A 25,461-nucleotide genomic window follows, 5' to 3' on the forward strand; every position below is an offset into this window, starting at 1 on the left:
CCTTGGCCGGCATTATCGCCGGCTCAGGCCCTGGCCGCCTCACTTATCCGACTGTCCGAATTTGCGAGGCCATCTCTGTCCTTCGCAGGCAGATCGACCACATCAACCGGTAGCAGCGCGATGTTTGGTACCGACGATGCAGGTTGCGTATCGAGTAAGCTTCTTCGCCACTGCGCGACCATATTGCGCGTTCAAGCCGTGCGCACGCGCTACCTCGGCAATCGAGCGATTCGGATCGTTCGCTTCGGCAGCAACCGCTTCCCGAAACTCCTTCGTGTAGTTCCTCGATCCCGGTCGTCTTCCATGCACCACTGGCTTCATCAATCTGATTCCCATTACATCTGATGGGAATCAGATTGCCGGTGCCGTGCCCTCATGAACAGACGGTACGTGTCGAGCGCTTACAGCTCTTCGAGGCGTAGTTCGAGTTGTTCGATCTGATGGTCCAGCTTCTCCGAGCGGCGGCCGAACTGCATGCGGCGCAGCTTCGCAATTAGCAGCTTCAGATGCTCGATTTCTGCCTTGTCCGTCGCCGTTGCTGCCTTGTGCGATTCGACCACGTCTTCCAGAAGCCCGATGCGGGCATCGCGCTCAAGCAGCAGGGCCTTGAGCGCTTCGATGTCGTCCGGGTATGCGTTCGCCGTCGTCATGCCGGCAGTCTACGCGCCGGCCAGCAGGTTTACAACGCCGAGGTTGGCGCCGCCGTGCGCACCGGCTGACGCCAATCGATGCCTTCCAGCAGCATGGACAGTTGCGCCTGGCTCAGGCAGACGACACCTCCGTCCGCCTGCGGCCAGATGAAGCGGCCGCGTTCGAGCCGTTTCATCAGCAAACACATGCCGTCACCACTCCACCAGAGCATCTTGACCAGATCGCCGCGTCGGCCGCGGAACACGAACACGTGGCCGCTGAATGGGTCTCGCTCGAGCACGGTCTGCACCTTCGCGGCCAGGCTGTTGAACCCGGAGCGCATGTCGGTCACGCCAGCGGCCAGCCACACACGTGTCCCGGTGGGAAGGCCCAGCATCACGAACCCGCTCCCAGCAAGCTCGTCAGTACAAGCCTCAGTACATCGGTCTCCGGCTTGCCGTCGAAACAGACGCGTACGCCACGATATTCGACGACCAGACCCGACGATCCGATCGGCTCCGGTACCGGCGGCGATGCCATCTGAACTGGCAGGAACAATTCGGCGGGTGCGGATGCGGGTGTCGCTGCACGGTCCTGATCTCGCCGCCACTTCGACACAAGGTTCGCATTCAGGCCATGCGAGCGCGCGACTTCTGCCATCGAGCGCGTCGGGTCTCGCGTTTCCGCTACAACCTGCGCGCGGAACTCCTTCGTGTAATTCCTGGAGCCTGGTCGCCGACCCCGCGCCTTGATTTCCATTTTTTCTGATTCCCACCACATTTTGGTGGGGACCAGATTGCCGTCTATGAACCGTCATGAACAGACGGTGCTGGGGCAACGCTTACTCTTCTTCAGCCTGGCGTTCTCCTGCTCGAGCTGCTTCAAGCGCTTCATGTCGGCCGCCTCCAAGCCGCCGAAATGCTGCCGCCAGTTGTAGATGGTCTGCATCGCTGATGCCGTGCTTCTTCGCCACCTCGGCCACTGGCGCCTTGTCCGCCTCGCGCAGAATCGTGACCATCTGTTCTTCGGTAAACCGGCTCTTCTTCATGATGACCTGCCCCCGGTTTTAGTCCGAACTGCAGTTAGAGTCCGAGGTTAAAAACTGCTGCTTTGCATCGTGCGCCCGAGCGAACTGCACAGGCGTCAGATAGCCGAGCGAACTATGAGGCCGCTCGGTGTTGTACTCGATACGCCATTCCTTAATCAGCCTCTTGGCGTGACGCATTGAGACGAACTAGTGCTCGTTCAGGCATTCGTCGCGGAAGCGCCCGTTGAAGCTCTCGATATAGGCATTCTCCACCGGCTTGCCAGGCCGAATGAACGACAGCGTGACACCGGCTTCGTAGGCCCATGCATCCAGCACCTTACCAGCGAACTCCGACCCGTTGTCGACCGTGATGGATGCGGGTAGGCTTATCCATCCGTGGTGAGCATCCATCCAGACGCGGCAACAAGGTGCTCAAGCGCGCCTTGTTCCTATCCGCCTTCGCGGCCTTACGGGATCCAGTCTCACGGGCCTATTACTCGCGCAAGATCCAGCAGGGCAAGCGCCACAACCAAGCGCTCATCGCGCTGGCACGGCGACGCTGCGACGTCCTGTTCGCCATGCTGCGCGACGGCACCATTTACCAACCCAAGTCCGCCCCTAACGCTTGACGAAGGACATAGGGGCACCCCCAGGGTCAACCGCTTTCGCAGGCTCGCGCCCGACTACGAGCGCTTGCCAAAAAACTCGCCGTCTTCGTCAATTTGATGCATGGCTCATGCCGTTCCGCATTATGAAAATGCATAATGCACTATGAAGACAAAGCAAGACTATCGAATCTATCGTTTTATTTGCCCAACCGCAACCGTTGCTCTCATGTGTTCTTGCAAAAGAGCTGCGTTATCCTTGAAGTAAGGCCAATAATCTTCCCCTGATTCTATCTTGCGCTCCAATTCATTAAGAAAATTTAATTGTCCACCCCCCAATTTTCGGATTTCAAAAATAATATCAAGAAGTGCATAACGACACTCTTCATCGCCATGTGAATAATAAATTTTGGATATGTAAATATAAATCACCGAGTAGTCTCCATTGCGAAAAGCCGGATTTTTTGCCAAGTCGAATGCTTCATCAACCACTCGTTTTGCGTCTGGTTTTCCTTCTTTGTCGAGTGGAATCTCGATCGAATTTAATTGGGTATGTGCATATCCGTTAGTCTGACTGCGACTTTGATCAGTAGCTGACGGCGAATTGGGTTCCGGAATATGGTTTGTGACGTCCGCGAGTTGAACCGCGTCGTAATTCTGAGATTGCTCGGAAGCTGGGTCTCGGCTTTCGCCTTGCGGCAATGTGTCGTGGGGAAGAAATTTTTCAAGAAACGTCCACGGATTGCTCCCGGTTGCCGTATCGGTCCAACTTCTCTGTATCATGTTGTCAAGCGTACCCCACATATTGTCTATTGTGTTCTCTGTTATATTGCCAATGGTATGCTTGGCGACTTTATGTTCGACGATCCAATCAGTCAGCTTATCCAGCAGTTTATTAGTGCGCTTGCTGTCGCGAACCCGGTTAACCACGCGCTCTCCAGCGCCGATCTTCCACCCCAATCCAGCAGCCACGAGTTCAAAACCCGCAGATTCAAAGTGCTCGTATTTTTTATCCACGTCCTCCTCTAGGACACCCTCAACTATACTAAGAGCAGCTACCAATGCCGACAACCCAAGGCCAATCGGTGTAGTATACGGATTTGGGGGAACTCCCAACATAGCAAGCTGAGTGTTCTGCACGATTTCTCTCGTGGGTGTCACAACATCTCTCTTCCACACCTCGCTCTCCGAGGTTAAAAGGTACTCAATATTTTTTTCAGCGTAGTCAATCTGTGTTTGAGCTAGTTTGTCGGATATTTGATCTGCGGGTCCATGAGAATTAGCGGATAAATCCGAACTCGTCCCTCTAAACGACTCTGCAATAGATTTGCCTACCCCAAGCGCATTCATACTACTAACGGTTGGCCAGCTCACGGAAAATTCATCTTTACTAATAACGAATATCCCTGCGTGCGCTTTATAAGTTTTCGTTGCCAACGAGTTAGATTTAAGTTTCGCCTGATCTCTCATCCTCAAGTGCGGCCTTACAAACGCTTCAATCTTTTTGTTATGATCTTCAATTTCTTTGTCGGTGCCGCCATTAATTTCATTAAGCGAATGAGCCGTTATAATTTTTCCTAGTGCAATATCAACCAGAATAAAATCGCCGCTATTTTTTTGGATGGCAATGATGTTCCCTATAATTTCTTTATTATAGCGAAGAAGATGAAGGGCCGTCTTTCCATCGGCTGCGTTTTTTAGCTCCGTCAGCTCAGGATGTTCGCTGGAAAGTCTGTCCAAAATGCCATTAATGCTACCCTTGATCAATAGTTTGCGAAACACCATTGACTCCGGCGTAGAAAGTCTCTTTGACCGCACCTTTAATTTACTTTCCAACTTATCGGTAACGCCAAGCGTTCTCCGTCTAAAGGTGCGATAAATAACATCTTTGCTACTCTCTGATGTGAAAATATCTCGCACTGTTTCCGGGAAGGGGTCTATCTTGTCTACCCAAGGGTCTTGCGCCCCCGCTCTCGCCAAACCTAATACTTTAATATTTTCCGTTGTGTGAACTCCGCGTGCCAAGTCGAGAAGTTTAACTTTTTTCCTATTTGCCGTTTTTCCATCATCGGTGAAATTCCCTGATATCGGCAATTCAATCCATACTTCCGTATCTGGCGTCATAACATTCTCACCATGCTCAATTAATATTTCATTAAGGGCATCCCTCGCGGCCGAATAAATATCCTTGATACCCGGAAAAGCTGTCCCAAAGAGAAATCTATCTCGCACCCGCTCGTCTTCGATCTCGTAAATCAATCTAAATCTGAAATGCGCATCCGCCCTTCTGGTTTCCTCGGTTGCGGCATGATTTGCTAACGGTGAAAAACGCCTAACAACGCTTTCGTCAAAATTTTCCGCTGCTGCCGACCGGTATGCCGCACCGATCGCTGTATCTAGAGATCCCTGATAATATTCATCGAACGATACATGAATGTCCGAAAATATCTCGTCAGAATTCCTTGTATTTCCTCTCCATAGCTCTATGTCAGCTGGCTTCATCCCATCGAGCAACGCCTGCTTTATTTCAGGTGAAAGATTATTGTTTTTAGAGTCGATTATTAATTTACTTATACCAATCGGACAAATGTTTGAATTCTCAAAATATACGATATTATTAAAAACAAGGCAATTCGGTAGGGTGTAGCCCCAGTTATTCGATATGGAACTCCAAAGCCTCAGAGGTTTCCCTAGAAATATTGCGCTATCTATATCGAAACGTAGTCCCGATCCATTGGGGTTGCGAGCTATCTTTTCCAGAATATGCCTGCCTAAGCTCCTGTTTTTTTCCGTCAGATGACCGGCCCTCAACCGATTTGCGGTCGAATTAAATATCCCGCGCGTGAGATCTTTCCTCAGGAGTTCAGGTATTCTATTCGGCCATGCAATTGCATGGGATATGTGAGCTTGAGAATGCTTTGGGAGAAAGCTGCCAGTCGCGTATTGAAGTGGAGTTATTGTTCTCTTTTCGAATTTTCCAGTTATAGGGTCAGTGTAGTAAACTATCATCGGGATATTAATAAGATTGGGATCAACCTCGTGCTCGATAAACTTTCTCCGCAACTCAGAGTCTGCAAGTTGATTTGTGTTTTTGGTATTTAGCGCCTCATCTTCCAAGTCCACTTCTCGGGTGTCCTGCATTGAACTTCCCACGGACAGATTTCCTCTCCCGGTATCTCGGGTCACTTTGGGAGGTCGTTTTGAATTTTCATCTGCAGGAATGTCGGGCGTGTTATCTGTACCGGAATCGGTGACATTGGATTGATTCAAAGCTGTCAGAGTCTGCTGGTCACTGGCTGATAAATTCACATCTTCAGGTGTCGTCATTCCGACGTCGACGCTCGAAGGCAGATACTCCATTGCTGCGAGATTTAGACCCGCATACCCACCCGCGAAGAGGAGATCAGATGAAAGCCTCTTTTTAATACTATTTACGAAATCCACAGGGGATCTCTTCCCTGAAACCAGGCCTGCGGCGGTTATGCCGAATGCCAAATAAAATTTAGCTGCGGACGGCAAAACAGTCGTTAATGTCCGGAATGCCAGCATAAAAACCTGTCTCGTATAAAAATTGTCGAGCACATCCTGCGGGATATCCTCGCCTAGCTTGACCCCCTTTAAGATTGCGTGCCTTCCCGCCAGTATCGTGTACGGCGAGGCAAGTATCTTGACCCAGCCAAAGCGGGGACGCAGGATATTCTTCCTGCGAATCGTTGTCAGATACTCCAGCGCGTCAATACCCATCCCTACCCCGGACATGACGGCAAGAAATGCTCCATCAGTGCTCATTTTTTTCTCGGCCCACTGGAACAGGTATTCCATTGGCGGTAGGGATTGGTTCAATATTTGTTCGGGTGTTGGTGGGTATAGGATGGCGTCGTTCTCGGCCTCTTCGATCGCCAGTTCAATCCTTCTCGCCATCAACACCCCGTTTGGATCGTCGTCCTTATCCACCAAGGCAAGCGCTATCTCGCCGCGCACCTTCGCCATCGCACGATCAACGGCCTTCGGGTCCGCCTCCGGATGCTCTTTCAGATATGCCGTTTTTTCTTCATGTGCCCACGATCCCACCCCCTTTGCTCCAAGGTTGCGGCGAGTAAAGTTATTTAATGATGCACCCGCCGCGTCAGAAACTTCCACCTTGATTGCAGCCTTTATCAATTCGAGCTGATACTTTGCCGCTGTAGCGTTTTCCAATGCCGCCTTATAGTCGGATTTGTCCGCAGCCTCGGCGGCCTCTCTGAGAAAGGTAATGGCCATCGAGCCTCCGTGTATCTCTGGCTTAATTTTCTCGGCGAGCTTATCCAGCTTCTCTTCCGCCAAAGAGCGTCTATTTGGCGGGATATTATTTTCCACTGCCTCCATTTCAGCAATAAACGCGCTTTCGGTAACCTGCCCTTCCGCTAGATCTACGCTTCTTCGTAGGTTCTGCGCGACAGCCTGAAGCGAAACCGGAGTAGCTGAGCCGTCATCCGTCTGTCTGCGTGCCGGTTTCCCGCCTTTTTTCAGGGTATCCTTTACCTCATCCACAGCCGCCCAGAGTGCAATCTCGATCAGAATATTGCGCTTCGCCTCCGGTGTTTCAGCCTTCTGCATGGCTGCTATAGCTGCCTTCTCTCTACCCAGACTTTTCAGGTTCAATATATTTCGCGCTCTCTCGGCTCGTTGAGCGTGATTTTTTTTTGATAATTTTATTGATTTTTTAGACTCCTTAACGAAAGAAATAAACTCTGTCGCGGCAAGATCAAGCCTTTGTATCGCTGATGATAATGGCACTAGTGCTGATCGTATTGCGGCGTTCATTTCCTTATCATCCATGCTAGGGTGCGAGAAAAATAACTTCATCTTGCCCTTGGATATCTTGAATTTCGTAAAATCCCTGTTATTCGACCTCCTCAAGTACTCGTTACCTTTCGCGTAGTGACTTCGTGCAGCGTCTGGAATTTTTGACATTCCTTCCGCTATAGCCGCCATTCCGTCCATGGTAAGCACGTCTCTCACCTTCGTCGATGCTTTAATTCCAAAATTTCCCACTTTCGCCGTCGCCGTACCCAGACCTTTCCACGCTGCATGTCCTGTTCGCCCTACCGCATCAAGACTATTTTCATTGAATTTATATACCTTTCTATCTAATTCCATTAACCTCTTGTTCACTTTATGAAGCCCTTTAGCCACCGCTTGTGGTGGATTTTCGAGTATCTCCACCAGCTTGGAATTCGGATGGTAAACTTCGTTAGCCGCCCATTCAAGAATCCCGCGCGCTCTATCAAGCAGTGAGCTTCCCACGTCGATCGCATCCGCTACTGGTTCCATGTCTACGTGATAGGTCCTCGCCAGGGTAGTATCTCTAAAGTCGTAAATAAGATCTTCCTGGTGTACGACCGCAGCCCACATCATTTCTCCCGCAGCTTCCTTCCAGCTTTTGCTAGCGCGTTCTCTCAATGAGCTAATTTCCAGCTCTATTACTTTTTTTGCCGCGCTTCGAAGTTCCATTGATGAATCAGCCAAGGCGCGTTTTCCATATTCAATCATATCCAATCGCATCTGCTCATGATCTGCCGTCGTAGCCTTTTCCGGAAAATGTGCTAGCGATTCGATCGCGCCCAATGCCAGCTTGTTTTCCAGGTTCAGTCTAACTTCGCCCCAGTAACCATGATGGAAAACTTCATATATTTGATTTATATTTGTTGTTGATAAAGTTAACGCATTGGCAATCGCGCTTAGAGTTGCCTCGCTTGTTTCGATTATATCTTTTAGATCGCCATCGGCGTTGTCGAATATGCTTTTTGCTTTTCTTGATTTTTCTATAAAAACCCAAGTGTCATCAACAAATTTGTCAATACCAATCAAGATTCCGTATTTTTTCGTCAAATTTACCAACTCATTTTGTAGGTCATCCAGCCCTCGGATATTTAATTTTCTATTCCGGCCGTCTAAAATATATTCTTCCCATTTTGGAAGACTCTCCAGCATCGAGTTCCGGAAAATATCCAGCGCGCGCGAGTCAACCGGATTCGTTGGATTGTGAAGGAAAGATGTTCGCGACGGCACCTCTTCAACGTCGTCATCTGTCGCTTTCGGTCGCTTGACGTTCGGTACCTTCTTTTCAGACTGTAGGTCACTCATTTACTTTCTCCCATTCAGAAAATTCCCTTCTCAACGTCCATTATCTGCTTCCCACGCATCGCCGCTTAAAGCGTTCCAACGCACCGGCAGCCGAATAGACGCCTCTGGCAGCGCCTGTGTCGCGTCGGGCTCAGCCGGCTATTAATCTTTCATATCGTGTCGTGAGGTTCATCCTCCCCGGCAAGGCGGGCTATTTTTTCCGCAGAACACAATTCCCTGAGAATTTCGACGATCGAGTTCGCTATAATCCACAGCATCGCCCGATGCATTTTTCACGAGAATGGCCGCAGCATCTTCCAGCCACTCGAATCTGAGGCTTGGTGCTTCGTGGACAGAATTGCGATTCGCCCACCGCCCATCGCCAATCGTAAGAGTTAATCCACGTAGTGATCCTTACTACGCCAAGCTGCATATTCTGGAAAGTCAGAACTCTCGTAATCAATCGAATCCGCAGCGGTCCCTCTTGGGCCTGCGGCCACATTTTTGGAATTTTGTATAATTTTCGCCGCACGTCCTTGTCCGTTCCATTCCGGCCCCACTCAACGGATTCGCATATTCAATAGATCAGCCGCGCGTTTTCACATCCCGAGTCCTTCCCTACGACGTCAACCGGCCCTCTATACGGTGCCGCGGTCACGGACTGTGTGATATGTATGTTCGGCATCGATTTCGGCCTTTTCCACCGGGGCCTGTAGCGCGCTCGACGCACGCCATCCAGCCCATCCACCTGGAAATCCTCCTGCTTTTTCGCTTCGTGAAGCGATCAACCGTGTCCCACGCTGACTCTATGTAGTCCTATCGCTACTCCTATAAAAGATCTATTCAGCGCATTCTCCTATCATGGAGATCAAGTAGCATCGGTTCAACTCACTGGTGGTACTAGAAGCTCCGCTAGACCAGTTGTATCGATTTGCTCAATCTTGAAATCCGAATGCGGTGTCATTTGTTTCCAGTTGTTGATCGTAGTCGTCGCATACGATTTCAGCTCTGGGGCCAGAATTCCAGAGACCCGCACATCCCAAGATCCTCCCGTGCGAGATCTCTCCGTCGGTAATTTTCCGTTGGTGGCCAGCGAACATGCAATTTTCAGCGAATCCAGTTGCGCCTTAAACATCGCAGGCTCCAGCGGCAGATTCAATTGCTGGCCCGCCTGTTGCAACGCGCTGACCAGAGTGGCCAGCAACTCTTTCGCTACGTGCTCTGCCGGACTTTGCGTGTCGCCAGTTTTACCGAGCAGGACAAGTTCGTCCTTGGGAAACATCACCGGTACGACATGCTCTTCCGCTGCCCCCCGTAGCGCAATAGGTACCGTCACCGCAAAGTTCAGACAAAGTCGGGGTTTGTTGCCCAGTGCTTGCCAGAAATTACCCAAGCTTGATAAATGTTCTGATGGCGCAATGACTCTCTTGAATGTCGGGGCAATATTCGGCAGCTTAAGATTCAAAAGTGCATTAAGCACCAAATTCATTACAAGCATACTTTGGCTACGAGGGCCCATATGCGTATCAGGAATATTTCTCGATTCCCAATATGTGATCAAATAACAGCACCGAACGCTCACCTGGCCAGGAGCAAACCGCTGGGAAGTTACGTCATACATCCTGGACTGCCCGTGTCGAAGTTCGAGATCTTCCTGTATATCGTAGAGGAATACGCATAACGTTGGATCATTCGGCGGATCAGACTTATCTGGAATGTCGAATCGTATTTGAATACTACTGCCAGGCAAATACAATTCGATTGCGTTTTTAATCTCATCGTTCAGCTCCAGAAGCTTTTCATCTACGCCCAGGGTGGTCGCCATTAGATTCAGCTCCAGCTCCTGCCCCTGTTCCGTCTCGCGGTCACTCGCACTGCTACTCTGCCCAGACTCTTCCGATGACGATTCGCTTCGCTTAGTTACCATGGTTGTTCCGGTCCGCGACCACCTGTGGATCTACGCAACATCGTGCTCCTTGCGCAGTCGCTTCCCGCTCCGGATGTACGATTCAGTTATATGCCACACCAGCGCGTGGCTCCCATGACTTTAGATGTTTTACAGCCGCGGCATAATTCGCCCCGTCTTGCCCAGTTCTCGTCGAATCGCCCGTTCGATATCCGATGCTCGCACCTCCCGCTCCCTTTCCGCCGCCAGCCAGCTCGCCAGGAGGGCCACGTTGCGGATTCCGGCCCCCGTCAATTCCACGTTCCGTGCAAAGTGTGTCCAGTCGATGTCCTCGGACACGGCCACATGCTGCGGCCAGATTGACCGCCACATTCGCTCGCGCAGCGTCGCGTCCGGCGATTCGAAACGCGTCATGAACGTCAAGCGCCGAGTGAACGCGTCGTCAAGATGCCCGCGGTTATTGGTCGACAGCACCACGAGCCCCGGGTAGTGTTCCAATCGTTGAAGCAGGTACGACACTTCAATGTTGGCGTGTCGATCGTGGGCGTCTTTCACTTCGCTGCGTTTTCCGAACAGCGCATCGGCTTCGTCGAACAGCAACACACCCGTGTCGGCCGTCGCCATGTCGAAGATTTTCGACAAGTTCTTTTCGGTCTCGCCGATGTACTTGTTCACCACCGTCGACAAATCGACCCGAATCAGGTCTCGGCCCATTTCCGCAGCCAGTACTTCCGCTGCCATTGACTTACCAGTCCCCGAATCGCCGTAGAACAACGCGCTGATCCCGGTGCCATAGGCGATCTTAGCCGCAAACCCTTGCTCGAGCAGAGTTTCACGTTGGCGCATTGCCGCCAGAATCTCGCGCAGCTGTTCAAGCAGGGGCTCGCCGACGATCAGATCGTCCAAACGCCGCCGCGGCTCGATCCGCTGCGCCAGTGCCCCGAAGTGCTGTTGCGCCCGCACTCGCAGTGCCGTATATACGTCCAGCTCTGACAAGTGCTGGGCCGTGCCGCGTTGCTGACGGTATCCATCCGCTTCGGACACCGTTTGTGTCAGCACATCCGGATTGATCCGCGTGCGTGCGAGCATGGCACTTAATTGCGATGTATCCGACTTGTGGCCAACGTCGGCCAGGCCTGCGGCAACGAGCAACACATCCGCGTTGTGCGAACGTGCCGGCATGCTCAGCCGCAGTCGCGGCAAGCCCGCAAAGCCACGAACCGACTCGGCCTCACTCGTCAGCGCAATCACCGGTTGGCCATGATTCGCGACTCGACCGTCCAGCGCTTCTAGCAGTCGCGGATAGCGGAGTTCGAAGGCGGCGAATTGCCGCAAGACCAGCGTGGCGCCCGTTAAGCGCGTCACGTGCAATGCCGCGAGTATGACCGGCCATGCATCAGGCTCGTCATCCGGCAGCATCTCCAGATTCATGACGAATGCACGCGTATGGGCTTCGGCCGCCAGGTACGCCAGCAATGATTCGCGACCATGCCCGCCCTGCAGCAAGACGATCGGTGTGGCTGATCTTGTCTTGCCCCAGCACCAGTCTGCCAGACGATCCCCAAACGCCTGCCAGTCCGGCAAACCGACGCGCGGATCCGGGCCAGCCGGCGTCAACCAGTCCCCGACGTCGACGAGCGCTTTCGGCAGAATTTGCGGTTGTCCGGTCAGATATAGAAATACCGATTCCGACGGCCGCAAGTAGACAGCGTCGTCGCGCTGCGATACGCGGCCCGAACGCTCCGCGGACAATACCAAGCCGTGGCGGCGCAGCGGAGCTTCGTGGGACCATAGGGCTGCACGCAGGGCGACGCGCTCAGACGCGGTACGAGTCAACAACAGGCAGGCAAAATCGATGGACGGCCAATTGCCTGGCTCCTCACCCTGGAGGTACGCGATTATCGCGCCGTAGCGCGGCTCGAACAACGGCAGCAAGCTCAGCATCAGGGCGCCTACCTCCACCGGCGATAGCGCAAACTGTTTGACAACGTGTGCCAGTCGCCCGGTCGCGACTGGAAAGGCGATCGGTGGGTCGGTGTGCGCGGTAATGAGCCAGTCTAGCGACGAGACCGGCGTATCGAGCGCTTCAGACGGCCGCAGAATGCCTTGGATGTCAAAGCGATCATCGCCGCGCTGCTGTTGGCAAGCCAGATGCTTTTGCAGCAGATCGTCGATGATTGCGAGCCAGGGAGTAAGCTCTGCCCATGGCTCGGCTGTTTGCTGAGCGCGCTTTGTACGTGTCGTCCGGACCGGAGGTCCTGTAATCAGATTCAGATCAGCGTTCATCAAAAATTCACCTGATATTCGTGCAATACATTGCCAGTTCGCCGTAGTGCAGTCACACGCTCCTGTTGTCTGGGCATCTGATCATGGCCAATCGATCGCAAGCGGCCCCGGCAGCCATGGCAAAACCACCTGCGTGCGGGGCCACGGCAAGCCCTGTAACAGCACGTCAGTTGCATCCGGTTCGACCGACAGCGTCAGGTGGTCCTCCACTTCGTTGAGCGTACCGGCTCGTTGAAAAAAGAACGCCCGCAGATCGCCCACGCTGCACCGGTTCAGCAGTGGCAGGCCAGCGAACGTCGCCGTTAGCCACGTATCGAGGTCGTCCTGCCGCTCGGCTGACACAGGTTGCGGATCGAACGGTGCGTCCCATGGGATCCCGCACAACCAGCGACTCAGCGGCGTACGCCATTCGGCGAGCTCCGGGTCGCCCCACGCGAGCCAGTCCAGGCAACCCAACGCTTGCCAGCGTGCGGCGTCATCCACGAAGCGACCGTCATTGACCAGACCCAGGGTGTTGAACCATCGTGGCAGGAGCGGCCACAGTAATATCAAGCCTGCATTTGCCACGGGCCACGGCGCTGCATCGGGCAGGCGGGGCTGTGTTCCGGAGGCAGGGAGTGTCAACATATCTTGCGTCGCCTCGGCATGCGCACGTGCGTCCGGTAGGCGACGTACCGCTACCGCGTCACTTCCCGTATCGCCTAACGCATCCTTCCGCGACCAGTTGACGTTTTCCATTAGATGTGGTGTCGGCAAACCAAGCACCACCTCCAATTGCTGGCGGACGCGCGAGGACAACCAGCCGAGACGCGTCGTTATCGGGTTTGTCGACACCGGTTCGCGCAGCCACGCGGACAGATGCGCACGTAGCGGTGCTGGCAACGGCTCGGCCAGCAGCCTCGTGAACCATGTATTGAGTGTCACTTCGTGGTCAAACCCCCGTGCCGCTGCGTACTCATTGAGCAACGGCGATACGGCCAATTCGGACGACACTGACGATACGGAGGGTATGCGTGATAGCACCGCCTGCGTCGCAATGTGATGCTGCTGAAGCGTGAAGAGAGCAATCAGTGACCACCACATCGGCTCATTCAAGGGTGCTGGGATTGGCAGACGCGTCGGTGCCACCAGCCACCTCATCAGCGTCGACAGCGCCGTTTCGGAAAATGTCGCAATCAGACGCTGGCGCGCCCGTGGTGCCAGGCAGCGCAATGCCAGTTCGACGCGCGGCGGCCCAGCTTCGGCAGTAGTGAGCATGTCCGTGAGCCATCGATCGCGCTGGCTTCTGTCGGTCCATACCTGCGGGTCGCTTCCGTAACCGGTGTCCAGAAAGCGCAATAGCTGTGCGAATCCAGGACGGAGTGCGTGATCACGATCCGTTACTCCCTCCCTTTGGGCCGCTGTGTTATGCAACGCCAACTGCTCGGCCGGAGCGTTGTCCGACCGGTCATCCTGCCGGTCTTGTCGACGTGCATCCATCTGTTGCTCTGACAGGTACGCGCGTAGCTGCCGGGCAATCTCCGCCAGCACTCGCTCGCTCATCACCGCTTCGAACCGCGACAACGGAATCTCGCCGACATCGACTATCAGGCGGTCGATGTGCAATCTCCCGCCAGACGCTTCATCGAGGGGGGCAAGCAGCGTGTCAAGCGGTGCGCGCAGCTGCGAGTGAAACCATGTGCTGCAGCGTTGTTGGAGCACATCCGCCGTGCTGGCCGGCGCCCGCAGTCGGAACCGCAATTGACCTAATACGCTCATTGTTGCCTTTGCCTCCATTGATTCGCGCCATACAGCAGATTAGTCGGATTCAAACGCCGCTTCCAGTACGGCATACGAGCATGCCGACTTACGGACTGCTCCTCAGAGCGGAGCCGCACAATCAGTACGTCTCGAATGATGAACTCACCTTTCATTTTCGTGAGGTCAAGCACCCCGCGGCGACACTCCTCGAACGGGTGGTCTCAAGAATCATGTGCAACGTCGAGATAACCCGGCCTTTTCCAATTCCTTGGCCATTGCTTCTTCGGGCGTATCGATGACCCGAACGTCCCGATCAACAACAACTGTTGTGAAAACCAGATCCGCCCGATTTCTATCGGCCGTAACGCTTGGCCGCTCACCAGCTCGTTGCGCCCCGGCCACCGCGCTGCAACCGCTATGAGCTCTGTTCAGCTAGCCAAAATGATGTCCTCTACGCTGCACCACTCCTCCGACGTGAGATAAGACACCGCACCGCCGGTGAAGTAGAGCTCAATCGCGCGAATGACGTCCGCTACCGTGATCAGATCCAGACAGCGTGGTAGCGTGCCGACCACGTCGATGCAGCAGTGCTCCGGCGCGTCCTTCTCGTCGCCATCGCCAAGTGGGATGGCACGTGCCCGCCAGCACCCACCGTTATCGCTGCAGCGCAGTGCGCCCACGCGATGTAGAAACTGGTGATGTGGGTACGCCTCCCAATGCGGCGGCTCGCGACCTCCCGCGACGACGACGCACGGTCGATTATGCGGCATGCCGGGCCGGCATTCGACTGCGGCTGCCATATGCATCATCATCGTGACGGGGCATAGAATGCCCTGCGAATGGTAAACGAGACGTATCAGCTGGCGAAGACTCGTCTTGCCACGCAGGTCGACGACTCCGCGCAACCTCGGATGAAAATGGTCGTCACTTCCAACTTGGACGAACAACACGCGCCCAGCAAAATGGTCGACAACGCCCTGATAGCGCAGAGGATCCCACCACTTGGCCGTGAAATCGTACTTGCCACCCGCGACTACGATCCAAAATGGAATTGGCCTGCCGACAATTTCGTGTACCTGGGAAATCCAGCTCTTCTCGAGGCCTGAAAGGTGAATGTCGCCGCGATATTCTGTAGGACGCACCTCCAGTTTGAGCCGCTCGTTCAAATGCTCAATGAAGCCGTGGAGAAAGTGGTACGGCGTGTCGTTACTACGATTGATCAGCGGATATTCACAATCGATCGTCTCGACTGCTGGATCGGCATCGACGAGGCGTGTGATGTAGGGGTTGTTCATCCAAATATCCGGGGACGGCGTGCGCACGTCGGTCCGGAACCTGCCAGGGTAGAACCGATGCAGGTCGCGCACGGCTGCGGTCAGCATTAGGATGTCGCCGGGAGACTGGCCGTTGCGAAGGATCAACTTTCTCATGGGCACTCCCGTGTCCCGCGGACGCAACTCGGCGGTGACGCTAGAGTCATCCGAAAGCGCTGAACGACCGAGGACCAGCCGCAGTCGTTGCACGCGATAAGCTCACCCGCATTCAGCTTCGCGTGCCTTGCATCAATGTCGCGAAGCACAGCTCGAGGTCGGTTGGAAGCCAACATGATACGCAGCAGCCTGCTACAGACAATCTCACCATGCGAATGCTGTGCGTGACAGATAGTCGAGGTGCGCCCCGATACGTTGTTCTGGCTAGAACAAATTAACATAATCGCTGACTCCGCGCCTTGGCGTGTCGCCATTCCTGAGTTACCCACAATAAAATATTCATCAATCTTTAAGAACATCTTGAACATGAAACAAATTATAAGATAAATGGTAGGCATAGTGGCCACGCTCATCCCAAGTAAAATGATTACCATCCTTAGGTCCACTCGCGATACATTTTTGACTAGCTTTCGACCAATTTCCATTGAAATCCGGCAAAGAAGACGAGCTAAAGCCACTACCGATCCAACCATCTTTGATTGCGTGAATTATCTCTCTCTGTACTTTTTCCTTTCCGTTACGACTGCCAGACGAGGAACCGCTCGAATAGCCGGTCGAATAGCCAGACGAATAGCCAGACGAGGAACCTGCCGAGGAACCGCTCGAATAGCCGGTCGAATAGCCAGACGAGGAACCTGCCGAGGAACCACTCGAATAGCCGGTCGAATAGCCAGACGAGGAACCAGCCGAGGAACCGCTCGAATAGCCGGTCGAATAGCCAGACGAGGAACCTGCCGACGAACCGCTCGAATAGCCGGTCGAATAGCCAGACGAGGAACCAGCCGAGGAACCGCTCGAATAGCCGGTCGAATAGCCAGACGAGGAACCAGCCGAGGCACCAGCGGAATTACCCAAGTCGTACGCTTGCTTCAACGCGCGCGCCAATATTCCGCTCCATCGGCGAGATTCATTGAGCACCGCGTCTGTATTGAGCTGCCTGTACTGAGTAACAGCTACGTTTAGTGCATCCTCAAGGTGTTTTGTAATGTAACGCGACCAACCCAGGAGCTCACCACTACCCATACTAGCTGCATCCAAAGCTCTTTTCAGGGTATGCTGCAGCGCGCCTGTCAACGGAATCTTCAACGTCTCATCACTCGGCGCGCCAGCGGGGTCACTTGTTTTATATGTCAAGAGCGCGTCACACGCCGACCTCAATTCCATTAAATTAGTTTTGAGCTTATTCAAACCAACTTCCGTAAGCTGCAGGCCAGCTGTACCGATGGTAAGTAAATTTTCCCCCGTAGCGCACTTGATCTTAAGTATATTCCCGTCAATCTTCAGGCCGGAGTAATTTTCGTCAAGATTTATTTTCAGACCATGGTCGCCGACTGCCAGCCCTCCAGACTTGTCGAGCTTCACACCAAGGCCAACTTTCTCCGGAGTACCGCTCCGTTGCAATTCAAGAGGGGGATTGAAATTTAACCGGAGGGGCTTATCACTATCAACCGTAAGTGGAGCCTTCACATTAAGACCGACTCCAGCCTCCGTGACAGCAATTCCCGCCCCCCCAATAATCTTCAATCCGCCGTCTAACGCCAACCCGCTCTTGCTTGCCAAGAGGAGAGTCAATTTCCTATCATTTGCGTATTTCAGCCCAGCACCAACTCTTGCTTTTGTGGGATCAAGTGAATCAACAGGCACCCCAAGAGCTTTTAGGCCAACAGCCGCCATTTCAATTAGCGCCATATAATCCGCCTCCGTAGGAGTGGCCCCCGTTTTGAAATTATTTTTCAGCGCATTAATGAAATCTTCCCGCGTCTTCATAATTGACCTCCGAATTATTTTGCTACGTCACATTCATATCAATAACCACGCACCCGTCAACTATTTTTAGCCCCCCATTTTCTTTGCATCGAAGATGCAACACACCATTTTCGTCAACCCGAAACGCTTGACAATCCAGATCGAGCCTAAAGGTATCGCTGCACGATAGACCTTTACCCAATTTTACGGATAGCTCTTCATTCGTCACATTGAGTGGATCAAATAATTTTAGCGATAATCCAGAATTATTCAGATCAAATTCGTTTCCACATTGAACAGCAAGTGGACCATTTTCCGTTGTCATCCCCCCATTGCAAGCACAAGACAATCCTAGGGTATTGTCAGCCAATGCCTTTCCCTTCAGCCCGCTTGCAATCGCGAGTGAAATTTCCAGCACCTCGTCATCTGCGCTACGGGCCAATCCATCACCCAACTCGGGTCCCATTGACACCAAATCAATCAATTTGATGAAATCCCCCTCAAGAGGAATGCACTTCTTCTTGAAATTATCCTTTAGATTCTCAAGTTCGTCGGAATTTACATTTCCACTCATTTCAATACCCTCCCAAATCAAACGCCACCACAATGAATCAGAATCGCAAAGCACAATTCATTTTTATGCCAATGGGGTGCCCAGCTCGACCTACACAGACAGCAGCCACGGCCTTGAATGCGCGTCAGAAGTTCTTACGCACATTTTTATTCGGTATTCAGGGAGCGCGCATGCTGATGGAGCAACTACACGCAACCCACTGTTTCGTCAGTCCGGATCGAAGACGCGGCTTCACTCGGCGTTCTCGAAGAATCGCAAACACCTACTCAGGTACGAAGTAATCGAAACGTTTATCGAAACCATAAGTTCGACCGACAAGCCAAGGTTCTTTCTCGGACGATGGCACCCCGATCCAGGCGTGGGCGAGCCACAAGAACGTCCACTCCTTCACATGAGGAATGGTTATCCACTTTCAAAGAACCATTAATCATCCACGCCGCAGATTTGCCACGGTGCATCTACTGCACATCTTCAACTCGACATTACAGGAAATCGGATTGAGGTGCCAAATCAATTTGGGCATAAAAATTATCTCAACTCCGCAAGTCTTCATGCAACTGACGCGGCGCGGACATCTTTTAATTAATGCCTCCTTAGACGTGACAATCACCTATATTTGGCGCGAACAGGATAGGCAAAATTCACATCAATTTCGCCATCAAAATTTCACGTCAATACATCCAATTACGCCACGTATACAACTTGTGCATCGACATACGGTTTCGGATAACCATCGGTCATTTTTTTTATGAGTTGCGCTTCACTCGATTTTGCCACTTGAACAAACCCAATTCCAGTCCGCGCGTCCGCCGGGCGTTGACCAATTCCTAAAAATCTCAACAATGAATATGAACGATCACCTACTGGACGACCGTTATCTTGCCATGCGCGGTACTCACTTGCAAAGGTCGAAAATGCATCTTCATCCAGCCAACAAATTCGAGCCATCAGATGACTCGGCACTTCATCCCGAACAATTTTCTTGATCCACTCATTCAACTCGACCGAATTGCCTCGGTCTTTGAGCCACTTTCGATTAAAAACAACGCTCACCGTGAACGCGAAGGCGTCGTCGCTGTAGGGCACTGCCCAGCCATACTTGTGGGCGTCTATTGTTGGCCATTCCACTGGCTCAGATGTGAGATTAGGCTTATCGCCCTTCCCACTTTCAGCCACTATCGGGAGCTTCCCGGAAGCGATCCACGTCACGTCAATCGTTCCATGAGTTATATCGATTTTTTCAACTCTCATCACGATATCGGGAAGCCCATTTATGTCGCTGCCGTGGAGCTCCGCCGGCGTTGACAAGATGTGCCAACGTGCCTTCGGTCGACACAACAGCTGATCATCCTTCCCGAGCGTGACGGGAAACGACGGCCCAACTTTCAGGGTCACCGTTGGGCTTTTCGGTGAAGTCGGTGCAGTTTGATATTTAAAATCATAAACAATGGGGCTCAGCCATGTCCGGCTAAACCTCCAATTCCACGTTGTTGATACATTTTCAAGTGATTTGAGACTTCGTTCCAAGCGTGCATGTTCATCAAGATAAATGGTTGCGGTTACCGATTCGGTTTCTTTTGCTATCCCGTGAATCACGATCGCTAAAATTGGCTCACTGTCAAAACGGTTACCAACCTGTGAGACGGGTATCTGTCTAATCTCAATCAATTGCCCAACTTTTAACGATTGAGCTGCCGCACCTTTCAACCTCATTGAAAGAATTTTCTTATCTTTATCGCGCCCATTATTCGAGATAGAACATGTCGGCGTTCCGACAAGTGTTTGAGATTGCGGCCAATCTTCGTTGCTTACATCGGTCAGCGAAGGCGGAGACGGCAACAACTCGTGGTTTTCAATAACAAAGAACGGTATCTTGTCCGGAAGCGACACATCGCCATGCTGTAGCTGCTCATCAAACAGCTTCGACCCAATCCCCAATCTCGCAGAAATTCGCCGTTGCAATGCAGAAATTTTGCTGATACTGATCGCTGCTCGCTCGTATCCGACTCGAGTAATGTGCCGCAAAAAGCCCTGCTGAACGGAGCAAAACTCCTTCTCCTCTGCTGCCAGCAAGGTGCGCTCGGCCCTCTTTTCACCAAAGTAGCCGAGAAGATAATTCAGAATCTCCAGCTCCTTTTCAGGGTCTTTTGCACTGCTCTTAACATGGTCGTTCAGCCTATCAAGGACAGTAGCTTTATCTCGCTGTTGAGCGAATACGCGACTAGTCTGACCACTCGCCAGCGGATCTTCAGTGGACTTCGGCCAATCAGCGGCGCCCCACACTCGCGCACACGGATCCCTTCCATCGAATGCGAGTAGCTTCGGCAACTGGTCCAACTGATCTGCCGTATCGGCCAACATCTGCTCAAACGGTCTCAGAAACTGGATCAACTGGCACGCCGATTGTTCAAGTCGATCGGCTTCCTGCTGCAACCCATACACCGATGGCAACAAACCGCCGGCGGTTTGGTAATACCCGGGGTGCCGGTATCGACCCACATCTATCTTGCGCGGTTCCGCGTGCTGCTGTTTGTCCTCCCCGCGCATTGCTTGCTTGCGATCCAACGCATCTTGCACATCGTCAGTTTTGATCTGAATTGGTTGGCCACGTTTTCGCACCAGCAGTGACTTGTCCCAAGATTGATCCAGCGTGCCATCGCACTTCAACCACAAATACCCGTGCTGGTTCTTGTCAACCCACAGGGACGCTGTTGACAGCGGTTTATCATCCGTACCGAGCCATTGCACACTCTTGATGGTGGGTACGCCCATCACGGAAAGTCCCAGATCCCGCAACCACAATTCCCGCCTCGGGAATTGTCCGTCTTCCGAAACCAAGACCGGAGGCATGCGTACGATCCAGCCATTCGTCAATTTCGGCCCATCAAAGATCGTTTCGGCCTGCTCGCCTTGCTCAATGCGGCGCCGCGCAGTATCGCGCACAGCCCATGGCAGTAGCCAGTCGTCGGCAGCCAGCACCACCTCGGCGATCACCTCCGCCATTTTTGCGTGCGGCGTATCGTCCTCGAGTTCCAAAACCATTTTGAAGCTTTGTTTAGCTGATATGAGCGGCACACGGCCGACGAAAGTGATGCGTGTGATTTCCCACTCGCACAGATTTCTGTTCTCCTTCAGATACGATACTAATACCTCACGCGCATCCTGAGGATCCACGTCTGCGTTCAAGGTCACCCACATTTGGTATCCGCCCGCTACGTGCCGGATGTCTCTGGGATCGCTCTGCTTCGAGGCAAACTGAAACGTGTAGCTTTTCTCGTCATAGGTATATGCATACTGTTCCTTAGAACGGAGCCGCGCAATCTGCACATCCCGGAAACAAAAGACCCCGTATCCTGTCCTGAGGTCAAGCACCCCGCGCCGATAATCGTCGAGTGTGACCGGACCACACGTCAGCGCCCATTCTGGTCCAAACTCCGGTGCAAAAATCCCACCTTGATGATTTAGGTTCGTAATGGGTTGATCCCCAAGCACATGCGACTCTGCCTGCCACCGGCTTTCGGGAGTCAGCAAGTCTTTCAAGGGCAATGTATGCCGATATGCGAGATCCGATACTGCAAAACTGATCGCTTGCAACAGTGTGACCCCCGGATCGTGCTCACCGCGCTCGGTCCACCACTTCCCGCCATACACCGCGATCGCATCCTGTACGATTGACCACAATGCGTCGAAATGGATGAAGCCCTGTTCCTGCTCACTTACTGCCGAAATATCCGCCATGATGATTCTTGTCCCGTTCTCGGTCGATGTTCGAGCGCTCGCTGACCAGTTCTCAGCTCTCTCGCTTGCCGGACACGCGCTAACTCAGGTTCTCACTACCGGATGCACCGACAGCCGTACGCTTTGCTGCACCTGCGCGGACAACAGCGTGACGTGCGATGAGTTCACCGTCAGTTCGATCGCCGCGCCGATTCGTTTCACGCCCGCTGCGCCTGTACCGGCATATATGAAAAAGCTACGCACAATCGTGTTCGCTGGCACGGACTCACGTGCTTCTTCGAAATTGTCCACAAGCACCTGCGACACAGTGTCTTGCCCTGTCAAAACGCCTACACGCGCTCCGCATTCGCTAACACCACCGCTATAGAGTGGCTCCCCGGTATCACAGTCCACCAATGTGACTTTCGCGTTCGATGCATTTACGTCGTTCCGCGCATCTGTCTTGGGAAGCGTCACTTGCAACACGACCTGTTGTTGCCCATCCGCCCTTAGTTCCGCTTTGCCCCAACGGGACTTGTCCGTACCCAGCCACGCCACCGAGACGCAGTCATACTCGCGCGGGATGCAGCGGATCACGCCAATCTGATTGGCACGCGGAACCGCATCGTGCTCGGCATCACCGTTCAATCGAACACCCGTCACGGTTTTCACCCCAGGTACATGCCGTATCACCTCCCGCACGCCAGCATGCGAGATCGCGCGGCCCAGCACCATCACGGAGTTGTCGTCATCCGGCTGCCGCCATGGCACATACGCCCGTTCTAGTGCCGCTGTTACGCGTGCCTCGCCCAGCGCGTAGCTGACCCCCGCTTCGTACTCGATCGTCCAACTGACGGTCACGTCGACATACTCTGGATTCACGCAACTCACGTGCAACCACGGCGACCCGCGCTGCATCAACCAGCGCGCGAGGGCTTTTAATCGATCACTCCGATAGGCGGGCCGGCGTGGATCTAGCCCATCCCCAATGCGCGGCATGACTACAATCGTCTGCGCCAACGAGCCATCCTCAGTCGGCCTAGGATCCAGTACCGTCATTTCACGAAGGCCTGGATCGTATTCGCTTAACAAGGTGGTCATGTCAACGTTGTTCAAAGCACGATCACGATGCCGCAAGCGTCTGGCTACCCGCGCATAGAATGCCGCCGCAGACTCGACCGCGCGTCCACCATACGAAGGCCACGGCTGAGTGACCCCTTCCAGGCCGGCTGGCGCGTCCAGCGCCTGCGTCACCTTGCCTGGCGGCAACGCTTGCGTGAAGTGGGCTGGCTCCACTGTATCGGCTTGCAGCAGAGTGGCCTCTCCTGCGTTAGTCACCAACGCAGTCAGCCAACCGAAGGCAGGAATATTTGAGGCTCGATCAGACTTGACTTCAACCTCCGTGAGCGCGGATGGTGTGACCCGCCCACGCAACCAGTAGCGCCCACTCGGCAGACTCGTAGCGTTGAGTGACGCGTCCCGTGGCCACTCCAGCGTCCACCCCCCGCTGCGCGCAAACCCATCCGTTCTGTCTCGAACCGCTGCCCCCAGTCCGTGCCATCGCTCCCCGCCTGCGAGATACTGCCACTCCACCTTCACGGGCGCAGCCTGGTCGAACTTCCAATACAGATTAAGCGCTTGATGGGCCTCGATCCTGTCCACCCCGAGGTAGAGTTCGGCAATCGGTGCCGTCGCATCATCGCTACCTCCATGCCCGAACGGCGTAAGGATTTGCTGATTCGTCACCTTTGCATCGAGTGCCTCGTAGTTCACTGTCAGCCCCGACCACTGCGGCCGATACGCCGGGTTCCAGTTGGCCTTCGGGACCACGACCGGAATGATGTACGACAGGTTCGGTGTACCTCTTGCCATGATGGGGAGGTGCGTCGCCGCATCTACCTTGATGCGTCCGTCAATTTCTGTCTCAAACTTCTGTACGGGCACTGAAGTCTCGACTTCGAACGAGATCACTTGTGGCGGCGCTTCCAGATGCGCCTGATACTCCGCCAACATAAACGATCGCGTCAGCGCCAACCGCACGTGCCACGGCCAGTCAGTCGGATTGTCACTGTTAGGCACTAAGGCGCCTTGCTTTGCGACGGGAAACGATCCACATATTTTGTTTAGCACTAGAGGCACGCCGTCGGGCGCATAAGCGAATGGCGCGTCGTAGAACAATGAAATGTCATCTTCAACGCTGCCAACTTGGCCGTCGCACTTCACTATGGATGCGTTCACCATAAAGTCACGATTGTTGGGGGTATCTGACACGTAGCCGATGTCTTTCTTGACGTCATGTTGTGGAACCCCTGAACTACTCACCTTACCGCTCCGGTGGTCGAGTCGAAACCAATCATCCTTTGCTTGCTCCGGATCCGCTCCGTACCATGCGTAAAACGACTTCGTCGGCAGACCCTGCCACGTTGGCACCAACGTAATGGATTGGATCAGATTTGACAGCCGCCACCATTCCTCGGATATGAGATTGAGTCCAGCGCCCGCCGCGGCCATTTCACCAAACGGCAGACCGCCCGCCGCCGTCAGCTCCACGCCATCATCGGTAGTGCAATGGATACCCTGCGCTCCCTGGACATGAACGTGGATCTGCGTGATTTTCGGAACTGCTACGCCATTGCTGAGAGTCAATCGCATCAACGGGGTCGTTGACGTGAATCCGTCCAGATCCGCGACAGGGGTCGGTTGTCCGCCATCCGCAGCGAGCTTGACTACACATGATTTTCCAGGGATTCCGCAGTCTAGTTTTACCCACTGTTCGCCGATGCTCAATTCAGCCGTCATCTCCACATTTTCCGGAATGGCGGTGTCGAACGTTACCGTCCACGTCCGCATTCCACCCGATACCGCCAGCACGGGCGAACCCACCACTCGCCCTTGCAGCACATCCCGATCTGCATCTGCGCGTACCGGCTCCCCGGTGTGCAACGGCGATGCGTCAAATAATCGAAGACCTGCAGCAGGCCACGCTATACCCGCCGCTTCATCCCACACTACCCGCGCGCGGCGCCCACTCGGCCGGGTCCTGTCATTGACTACCCACCGCAGATCGGTCACCCGTGCGGAGCTAACCACCATCGGCTCCAAAAGACCATACTGGATAGGCACGCAACGGCTATCTTGCCCAGCATCCAGACGAAGCCCGGCCGGCACCTCACACTCCCGTACCCCCTCGTCGAGCGTAAAGCGAACCACCACCGTGTCGGGATACGCCGGGCGCTCGGTCAATGCCAGTTGCTCCCGGTAATATAGATCGCGATACTGCGCTGGCAGCGCATTAATCAATCCGCGTGGCGTTTCTAGCAGACCCAGCACCGCCAACAGGAACACACGCTCCGGCGGCAGCAAACCATTCGCGTCGGCGGGCGACTCATAGAGGCGACTCAACCGTGCGCGTTCCTCAGCCCAATCCGGCTCCGAATTGTTGCCGCCGGCCTCACCCAGCAGAATATGTGCCCAATTCTGCTGGTTAAGAACGTTCTCCTCATCGACGAACGGTATCAATTTGCAATATTCACGGAACGCGTCCAGACGCCGTTCCAGTGTGCGGTCATCCAGTATGAAAGGCGCCGCCTGCCCGCCCGATGTTGCCGCCATGGTTATCGTCCTCTGTTTAGCTC

The 25,461-nt window shown here is 53.8% G+C and carries 14 protein-coding genes and 3 pseudogenes; 2 read left to right on the forward strand and 15 right to left on the reverse strand.

The features are described 5' to 3' along the window. Positions 1–102 precede the first annotated feature (102 nt). The 6 genes and pseudogenes from SB786_RS33770 to SB786_RS33795 form a co-directional block, all read right to left on the reverse strand. Positions 103–336 carry a transposase gene (locus SB786_RS33770; protein ID WP_410731237.1) on the reverse strand — a complete coding sequence of 78 codons (234 nt, stop codon included), beginning with the start codon at positions 334–336 and terminating at the stop codon, positions 103–105. A gap of 68 nt (positions 337–404) precedes the next feature. Then, positions 405–650 (reverse strand): annotated as a pseudogene (locus tag SB786_RS33775) (transposase domain-containing protein); the annotation flags it as partial. Positions 651–679: 29 nt separating this feature from the next. Further along, on the reverse strand, positions 680–1,027 hold the full coding sequence (gene tnpB, locus SB786_RS33780; protein WP_205790479.1) for an IS66 family insertion sequence element accessory protein TnpB: 348 nt from the start codon (positions 1,025–1,027) through the stop codon (positions 680–682). Then, complete coding sequence (tnpA, locus tag SB786_RS33785) at positions 1,027–1,389, reverse strand: IS66-like element accessory protein TnpA (protein ID WP_410731239.1); 363 nt, start codon at positions 1,387–1,389, stop codon at positions 1,027–1,029. Before tnpA ends, tnpB begins: the two co-directional genes overlap by 1 nt. Positions 1,390–1,471: 82 nt before the next feature. Then, positions 1,472–1,678 carry a transposase gene (locus tag SB786_RS33790; protein WP_410731240.1) on the reverse strand — a complete coding sequence of 69 codons (207 nt, stop codon included), beginning with the start codon at positions 1,676–1,678 and terminating at the stop codon, positions 1,472–1,474. 18 nt (positions 1,679–1,696) lie between these two features. Further along, positions 1,697–2,038: pseudogene (locus SB786_RS33795) on the reverse strand (integrase core domain-containing protein); the annotation flags it as partial. Here SB786_RS33795 and SB786_RS33800 point away from each other — a divergent pair. Then, positions 2,035–2,286, forward strand: a pseudogene (locus tag SB786_RS33800) (IS110 family transposase); the annotation flags it as partial. The pseudogenes SB786_RS33795 and SB786_RS33800 overlap by 4 nt on opposite strands. Positions 2,287–2,454: 168 nt before the next feature. On the opposite strand, the gene SB786_RS33805 reads toward SB786_RS33800, so the two are convergent. The 4 genes from SB786_RS33805 to SB786_RS33820 form a co-directional block, all read right to left on the reverse strand. Further along, complete coding sequence (locus SB786_RS33805) at positions 2,455–8,388, reverse strand: hypothetical protein (protein WP_410731241.1); 5,934 nt, start codon at positions 8,386–8,388, stop codon at positions 2,455–2,457. Positions 8,389–9,250: 862 nt separating this feature from the next. After that, positions 9,251–10,192, reverse strand: coding sequence for a DUF4255 domain-containing protein (locus tag SB786_RS33810; RefSeq protein ID WP_410731242.1), 942 nt, complete (start codon positions 10,190–10,192; stop codon positions 9,251–9,253). 231 nt (positions 10,193–10,423) lie between these two features. Further along, positions 10,424–12,559 (reverse strand): ATP-binding protein, encoded by a 2,136-nt coding sequence (locus tag SB786_RS33815; protein WP_410731243.1) that lies wholly within the window; start codon positions 12,557–12,559, stop codon positions 10,424–10,426. 81 nt (positions 12,560–12,640) lie between these two features. After that, complete coding sequence (locus SB786_RS33820; RefSeq protein ID WP_410731244.1) at positions 12,641–14,317, reverse strand: contractile injection system tape measure protein; 1,677 nt, start codon at positions 14,315–14,317, stop codon at positions 12,641–12,643. A gap of 273 nt (positions 14,318–14,590) precedes the next feature. Between SB786_RS33820 and SB786_RS33825 the strand changes: the two genes are divergently transcribed. Continuing rightward, positions 14,591–14,782, forward strand: coding sequence for an IS66 family transposase (locus SB786_RS33825; protein ID WP_410731261.1), 192 nt, complete (start codon positions 14,591–14,593; stop codon positions 14,780–14,782). On the opposite strand, the gene SB786_RS33830 is transcribed toward SB786_RS33825, so the two are convergent. From SB786_RS33830 to SB786_RS33850, 5 genes are all read right to left on the reverse strand, one after another. After that, a complete protein-coding gene (locus SB786_RS33830; RefSeq protein WP_410731245.1) occupies positions 14,728–15,729 on the reverse strand; it encodes a hypothetical protein in 1,002 nt (333 codons plus the stop codon). The genes SB786_RS33825 and SB786_RS33830 overlap by 55 nt on opposite strands. A gap of 342 nt (positions 15,730–16,071) precedes the next feature. Then, positions 16,072–17,556 (reverse strand): hypothetical protein, encoded by a 1,485-nt coding sequence (locus SB786_RS33835; RefSeq protein WP_410731246.1) that lies wholly within the window; start codon positions 17,554–17,556, stop codon positions 16,072–16,074. A gap of 22 nt (positions 17,557–17,578) precedes the next feature. After that, positions 17,579–18,109: a hypothetical protein gene (locus tag SB786_RS33840; protein ID WP_410731247.1), complete on the reverse strand. Its 531-nt coding sequence runs from the start codon at positions 18,107–18,109 to the stop codon at positions 17,579–17,581. Between the two features lie 684 nt (positions 18,110–18,793). Then, positions 18,794–21,847 (reverse strand): hypothetical protein, encoded by a 3,054-nt coding sequence (locus SB786_RS33845; protein ID WP_410731249.1) that lies wholly within the window; start codon positions 21,845–21,847, stop codon positions 18,794–18,796. A gap of 84 nt (positions 21,848–21,931) precedes the next feature. Next, a complete protein-coding gene (locus tag SB786_RS33850) occupies positions 21,932–25,438 on the reverse strand; it encodes a hypothetical protein (RefSeq protein WP_410731250.1) in 3,507 nt (1,168 codons plus the stop codon). Positions 25,439–25,461 lie beyond the last annotated feature (23 nt).

It is taken from the genome of Burkholderia sp. SIMBA_062, assembly GCF_046534765.1.
Classification (GTDB): domain Bacteria; phylum Pseudomonadota; class Gammaproteobacteria; order Burkholderiales; family Burkholderiaceae; genus Burkholderia; species Burkholderia ambifaria.